The 6,524-nt window shown below is 37.2% G+C and carries 7 protein-coding genes; all 7 read right to left on the bottom strand.

Annotation, left to right across the window (positions count from 1 at the left end):
* Positions 1–96: 96 nt before the first annotated feature.
* Positions 97–1,146, bottom strand: coding sequence for a glycosyltransferase family 4 protein (locus V7659_RS13860; protein ID WP_335540487.1), 1,050 nt, complete (start codon positions 1,144–1,146; stop codon positions 97–99).
* 237 nt (positions 1,147–1,383) lie between these two features.
* The gene (locus tag V7659_RS13855; protein WP_335540486.1) at positions 1,384–2,115 is read right to left on the bottom strand and encodes a WecB/TagA/CpsF family glycosyltransferase; all 732 of its coding nucleotides are present in this window, start codon (positions 2,113–2,115) and stop codon (positions 1,384–1,386) included.
* Between the two features lies 1 nt (position 2,116).
* On the bottom strand, positions 2,117–2,923 hold the full coding sequence (tagH, locus tag V7659_RS13850) for a teichoic acids export ABC transporter ATP-binding subunit TagH (protein ID WP_335540485.1): 807 nt from the start codon (positions 2,921–2,923) through the stop codon (positions 2,117–2,119).
* A 17-nt stretch (positions 2,924–2,940) separates the two neighbouring features.
* The gene (locus V7659_RS13845) at positions 2,941–3,771 is read right to left on the bottom strand and encodes an ABC transporter permease (RefSeq protein ID WP_335540484.1); all 831 of its coding nucleotides are present in this window, start codon (positions 3,769–3,771) and stop codon (positions 2,941–2,943) included.
* Between the two features lie 119 nt (positions 3,772–3,890).
* Positions 3,891–5,102 carry a CDP-glycerol glycerophosphotransferase family protein gene (locus V7659_RS13840; RefSeq protein ID WP_335540483.1) on the bottom strand — a complete coding sequence of 404 codons (1,212 nt, stop codon included), beginning with the start codon at positions 5,100–5,102 and terminating at the stop codon, positions 3,891–3,893.
* Complete coding sequence (tagD, locus tag V7659_RS13835) at positions 5,083–5,481, bottom strand: glycerol-3-phosphate cytidylyltransferase (protein WP_026567721.1); 399 nt, start codon at positions 5,479–5,481, stop codon at positions 5,083–5,085. The genes V7659_RS13840 and tagD overlap by 20 nt, the downstream gene beginning before the upstream one ends.
* 220 nt (positions 5,482–5,701) lie before the next feature.
* On the bottom strand, positions 5,702–6,524 hold an 823-nt coding region (locus V7659_RS13830), incomplete at its 5' end, for an SH3 domain-containing protein (protein WP_335540482.1).

The raw sequence follows: 6,524 nt of genomic DNA, 5'->3' as shown, positions 1-6,524 counted from the left end.
AGTTTAACACAGCCATTTGCATAAATTTCAAGTAAAAGAAAACAATAAAAGGGTAATCCACTGTTGTGATTCACCCTTTTAATAGTAACTATTATATTATCTGTTTTTGTTCAAAATTCCCATAATGCGTAAAAGCGGCCGATAATTTTTATTGATTAATCCAATCGTTTCAACAAAGAGCTCAATCGCCAAAACGATTATGGTCATGATTAAGATCGAACCCCATACGGTTGTAATCGTAAAAATAAAGGCTGCAAGACCAAACATGGCACTCATTGCATAAATTAACAGAACCGTTTCACGATGTGTAAAACCTAGTTCTAGTAAGCAATGGTGTAAATGGGATTTATCTGGAGCTGATAATGATTTCTTATTATAAATACGGCGGATGATAGCAAAGAATGTATCCGAAATGGGAACACCTAAAATAATAATCGGAACAACAAACGAGATTAAGGTTACATTTTTAAAACCGAGCAAGGAAAGAACCGAGATCATATAACCAAGAAAAAGCGCACCGGAATCACCCATAAAAATTTTAGCTGGATGAAAATTATAGATCAAAAATCCTAACGTGCTGGCGAGAAGGATTGTCCCCATTGCGACTACATATCCATTCCCCATCACAATCGCCATCCCGGAAATAGTGATAAAGGCAATGGAGGAAACACCTGCGGCCAAGCCATCCAGACCGTCAATCAAATTAATAGCATTCGTAACGCCCACAATCCAGATGACCGTAATTGGAATACTGAAAATCCCAAATTCTAAATAGCCGTTAAACGGTAAGTTAATAAATTCTACTTCCACCCCGCCCCACATGACAACGATCAGAGCGGAAAGGATTTGTAAGGCAAATTTTATCTTGGCTGACAATTCATAGATATCATCTAACATACCAGTAAGTAATATAATAACGCCCCCAGCAATAATAGCTGCATGGTAGGGACTATATGGTTGGAGAATTAATAGACCGAAAAGGAAACTGATATAAATCGCTAACCCGCCTAAACGCGGCATAATTTTAGAATGTACTTTACGCTGATTAGGACTGTCCGTTGCTCCTAATTTAAAAGCCAATTTTTTGACAATTGGAGTAATTAAAATGGAGCATAAAAAACATAATATTAAGGTCAGATATAACATGAAGACCCTCCCTATTAGTATAATGCCCCATTAATAAATTTTAGAAACAGGCACATATTTCTAAGTACACTACAACGAACATATTATAGCACACCCAATTTTACTTTGGTATAAATTAATAAATTATCAGAATATTCAATCTTAACATCACGATGCTAGTAATTAGCTTCTTTCACCATGTAAGACGATTGGTTGCTCCAAAAGGTTACAAGTATTTTAACCAAAATAGCCAGTAGCCTATTTGTGCAATTTTAATTTAAAGATTTGTATGATAAAACGTGGTATGGCCAACATTCGTCTCCATCTAGTTGGCTGGCTAATCAAGCGATAAAACCATTCAAGATTCAATTTTTGCCAAATACGCGGTGCACGCTGGACCTCACCGGCAAGCACATCGATACTGCCCCCTACCCCCATAAAAAGCCCATGGGAAAACTGGTCGAGATGTTTAGCGATCCATTGTTCCTGTCTAGGAAATCCCAATGCCACAAATACGATATCAGGGTTAGCTGCTTTAATTTCAGCAGTCACCTGACTTTTCTCCCAATCAAAAAATCCATGATGACGTCCGACGATTTGAATGTCAGGATAGGTATTGTGAATATTGTCCACCGCTTTTTGATTGGTTTCTTCGCGTCCGCCTAAAAGATAAATTTTTAACTTTTTCTTATTTCCAATTTCAAGAAGGCGGACTGTTAGATCATAACCAGCCACTCTTTCCATGATAGGAGTACTTAATATTTTCGATGCCAGAATAATTCCATATCCGTCTGGAACAACCATGTCGGCCGATTGGACAATTTTTTTATAATCGGAATGTTCATGTGCATACATGACAATCTCCGGGTTAGCAGTGACAATAAAGGATTTACGCTTATTATTTATTCTTGATAAGAGATCCTCGACTACTTGATCAAAGCGTTTGTTCACAAAATCTATTCCTAAAATGGTAACCAAGTTTGTTTTCATCCTAAATACCCTTTGCAGCTAAGCCTTTTTGTTTTTGCATGACCTGTTCACGGAACTTTTTCTGCTGTTCCGGAGTCATTGACTTATATTCTTTTAGGAATTTTTCATATTCAGGAATGACTTCTTTAACCGGTCCAAATTTTTTAATTTCACCATATTCTAACCAGACAGCTTTTTCACAGAACTCTTTAATTTGACCCATCGAATGACTGACAAAGAAAATGGTTTTCCCTTTTTCTTTAAACTCAAACATTTTGTTCTTTGATTTTTGCGCAAAAACCTGGTCACCTACAGATAGCGCTTCGTCGACAATTAGAATATCTGGATTTACAGTGACCGAAATCGCAAAACCAAGCCGAGACTTCATCCCGCTGGAATATTTTTTTACTGGTTGGTCAATAAATTTTCCGATATCGGCAAATTCAATGATTTCAGGTTCCATCTCTTTAATTTCTTTCTTTTTAAAACCGAGCATTAAGCATTTTAACTCAATATTCTCTCGGCCTGTCAATTGATTATTCAGACCTGAGGAGATTGCGATAATTGAGGTGGTTCCAATCGTGGTAACTTCACCTGAAGTGGGCGGGATCACGCCTGCTATAATGTTAGACAGCGTCGATTTTCCGGAACCATTGACACCGACAAGTCCGATGACATCCCCTTTCTGGGCAGTAAAGGATATATCTTGGAGCGCATAAAAATCCTCGCCATACCCACCTGGTAAAACGACATCTAGAAGCTTTTCTTTTGGTGATCGATGCATTTTATATTTTTTAAAGACATTCTTTACTATCACCGTTTCACTCACGAAAAATCAACTCCAATTTACAAGTAATCAACAAAACGGTTTCTAAATTTCAAATGAAGGACAGAACCGATGAAAAACAACACGACTACAGTAATCCAAAAATACAATGTTAATTGTGGGTATTCAGCTGGATACCAGGTCGTTCCTAGCAAAGCCGCTCTATACCCTTCAACAATGTAATACAAAGGATTTAATTTTAATACAAAAACAAAGTCGATTCCATTGATCATTAAATGATCTGTTTGCCATAAGAGTGGTGTTAAATATAATAACATTTTTAATACGGATTGAACGACCTGCTGGACGTCCCTGACAATGGTTGACAGTGTGGAAGTAACCAGGGCAAGGGCAAGCAAGAATAATAACGTAGCAATCATAAAATAAGGCAGCTGTATAAAATAGATGCTTAGTTTAAATTCAGTAAATTGTAAAAAGACAGTGACAACGGCCACTAATATGAGATGGGTATAAAAATTCGCCATGATGACAAAAGAAGGAATTGCGCTCATCGGGAAACTCATTTTTGCGATTAATTGGATTCTCGAATAAATCGATCGTGATGAAGCAGAAATCGCGGGATTGACGAAAAACCAGACAATCATTCCTGTGACCATCCAAATAAAAAACGGAACATCTATACCATTATCCAGCGGAACCTCTCGGCCTTTCCGAATTCCGGCCCCAAATACAAACCAATAAATGGTCAGCTGAATCATTGGATTCAGTATTTCCCAAAATCTGCCGAGATAATTATTCGTATTCGCACTTTTCAGTTCAAAGGCAGATAACCTCAGGATCAAGTAAAAGGAACTGATTTGCTCCTTTACAATAGTAATCATCGATTTCATGAAAATTGTCCTTCCTATCGCTAATAATAACCTTGTTCATTATACATTAATTTCTCCAAAGGGACATAATAAAAACAAAGCTTCGACATGAAATATCGAAGCTTGTCACATTTATTAAATTAATACCCAGTACTCTTTGCTTTAAACCACTCTTCAGTAAATATGTACTGTACAAGGTTTTGACTTGAACAGCCCTTAGAGTATTGATTCCATTTTTCAGAATAATATTCAACTTGGCTTATATCAAAACGATTGTTTTGAATCAGTTCAATAATCGATTCCGTATCTTTCACTAAAGGTCCTGGCAGGTGCTCTTCGAATCCTTCCATGACTCCACGCTGTTGTTTGTATTCATCTAAATCATAGGCGAAAAAGATCATTGGTTTATGTAAAAGTGAAAAATCGTATGGAATCGACGAATAATCAGTAATCAAATAATCGGCGGCAACTAGCAGCTCATTAATATCATATTGGCTTGAGGAAAGGTCGACAACGAAATCTGACGATCTTGTTGCAGCAAAATCCTCCTTGTGAACAATGGCTGGATGTAACCTGAGAATTAACCGATAGTCTTGTCCCAGCTCACGGGCCATTTTTTCAACTTCTAAGACAAGGTTAAAATGTTCTAACTCATGGTCTCGATAGGTTGGGGCATAGAGAATAATTTTTTTATCTCTCAAGCTCGGATGTTGATGTAGTAAGGTATCAATTGCTTTTTGTTTCGCCTCTTTATTATAGAAGAAATCAGTTCTCGGAACGCCTGTCGGCAGGATATTCTCCTTTTTTAAATGAAAGGACTTCATGAAAATCTCTGTCATCACATCCGAACCGACCACCACTCGGTCAAATTTACTATATACCTGTAAAAAGCGTTCTCTTGCTCGATCCGTTCGCGATTTGATTGATTCATCTTCAAGACCGAACTTTTTCATTGCTCCCGAGGCATGCCATAACTGTATACACTTGACTTCCTTTTTAAAGGACACGGCAGCTAGGAAGCCAAAGTAGTTATCGATAAAAATACGGCGGGAAGTAGCTAAATGAAACACAGCTTGCATCCAGTTGATGAGATGTTTAGCCTCAAAGAGAATGGTCGTGGCCTCTTGAACATCCTTAAACTTAGGGAACGCCTTTTGTTCACAAAGAAACACCATGTCAGTCGGAATGTGCTGCCGAAGAATTTCTTTGTACACATACTGGGTGTTATCGCCAAAACTGACTACAAACGTGGTTTTGTTTCTCAGCGGCCACAGACTAAAGATGGAAAACAGACACTTAAAGACGAGTAAATAAAAACAAATGGCTAGTTCCCTAACCATTTGTGACAGCATTTAAATCTTCTTTTATTTGTGAAGTAGAGATCCCAATGGTTCTTGGCAGGTAGACCACTTCGCAATATTCTTTTAGAAAGTCAAATTTGCCTTTCCAATCATCACCCATCACAAAAACATCAATATCATGTTTAATTACATCTTGAATTTTTTGGTCCCATGTATTTTCCGGAATCACTTCATCCACAAAGCGGATGGATTCTAAAATTAACTTTCTGTTTTCAAAGCTGTGGTAGGCTTGTTTGTTTTTCCCTTTGTTAAATTCATCTGTGGAAAGACCAACCACTAAATAATCACCTAAGTCTTTGGCACGGCTAAGTAAATTTATATGTCCAAAATGTAGTAAATCAAATGTTCCATATGTTAAAACCTTTTTCATAAGAGTAATTCCTCCTGCTATTTAGTATTCGGAAAAAGCGGTAATATTTATTCAATATCATAAATTATATTTCATTTTTAATGTAGTTGACTTCACCAAACCATTATAAGACTATCAAACTTAAAATTCAAATAAGAACTGAATAATTTCCAACAAAATACCATCAAAAAGACTAACGTCTTTTAAAAAGCTGACTTGATAAACAAGTCAGCCTCAAAAATTATTTTAGTTCTCGATTAATGTACATTGTACTTACCCAGCCTTTTTTATCGTTCGCTAATTGGACATTGTACCACTTTTTTGTTTTATCCATGACGATATTCCCTTTGGAATCCAAGACCAAATGGACATAAGTGTTTAAAGTAAGTTTAGCGATTTCCTTCTTATTGGTTGAGGGCTCCGGTCGAACATTGACAGAATCCGTGTCTGTAACCCTTCCCAAGTTAAGAACGGAGAAATATTTATTGTACGTTGAGAAAGCAATTTTAAGCGAATAAACTTTGTTTTTAACATTGACCTTGAGCATATAATCATTTGATTTCTCAAGCAAGGTAAACGTTGAACCTTTTTTAATCACGCTCGATAAATCTTTTGCTGCTTTCGCTTGTATTCCTGCTGGAAATGTATCCTTGCCAACTGGGATTCCCGGTATGGCCGGAACTTTTGTCTGAATAGCAGCCTTCTCATAATATTTTTGATCGAAGGCCATGATCTTTTGCATATGTTTAGCAATCCCGTCTGCCCAGTAAGGGTCACTTGCATACCAATAGTTCATGCCAATACTTTTACTATCGATCCTTTTTTGTTTAGAATCCTTTGTGAGTTGACCAAGGAAGGCTCCTTCAAAATGTGTCCCATTCGGATTTAGGTAATCAGCTTTCATTTTTTGGGCAACATAATTGATACACGCCTCAACGTTTGCGAAACGGTAGGCCCCAACAAATGGGGCGGAATCATAGGCACCATAACCAAATAAGTTGTTTTTACCTAAAGATATATTAGAAGTTCCAAAGCCACTTTCGTGAATGGCATGAGCAGCCAGG

It is taken from the genome of Neobacillus drentensis (assembly GCF_036966985.1).
GTDB classification, from domain to species: Bacteria; Bacillota; Bacilli; order Bacillales; family Cytobacillaceae; genus Neobacillus; species Neobacillus drentensis_E.
Note: the sequence above shows the minus strand (reverse complement) of the source record. Positions and strands in the feature narration are given on the sequence as shown.

Excerpts from the sequence above, each read along its gene's own strand:
- V7659_RS13860 (WP_335540487.1), bottom strand. The coding sequence starts at position 1,146 with ATGTTATATCTGACCTTAATATTATGTTTTTTATGCTCCATTTTAATT.
- V7659_RS13855 (WP_335540486.1), bottom strand. The coding sequence starts at position 2,115 with ATGAAAACAAACTTGGTTACCATTTTAGGAATAGATTTTGTGAACAAA.
- V7659_RS13845 (WP_335540484.1), bottom strand. The coding sequence starts at position 3,771 with ATGAAATCGATGATTACTATTGTAAAGGAGCAAATCAGTTCCTTTTAC.
- V7659_RS13840 (WP_335540483.1), bottom strand. The coding sequence starts at position 5,102 with ATGCTGTCACAAATGGTTAGGGAACTAGCCATTTGTTTTTATTTACTC.
- tagD (WP_026567721.1), bottom strand. The coding sequence starts at position 5,481 with ATGAAAAAGGTTTTAACATATGGAACATTTGATTTACTACATTTTGGA.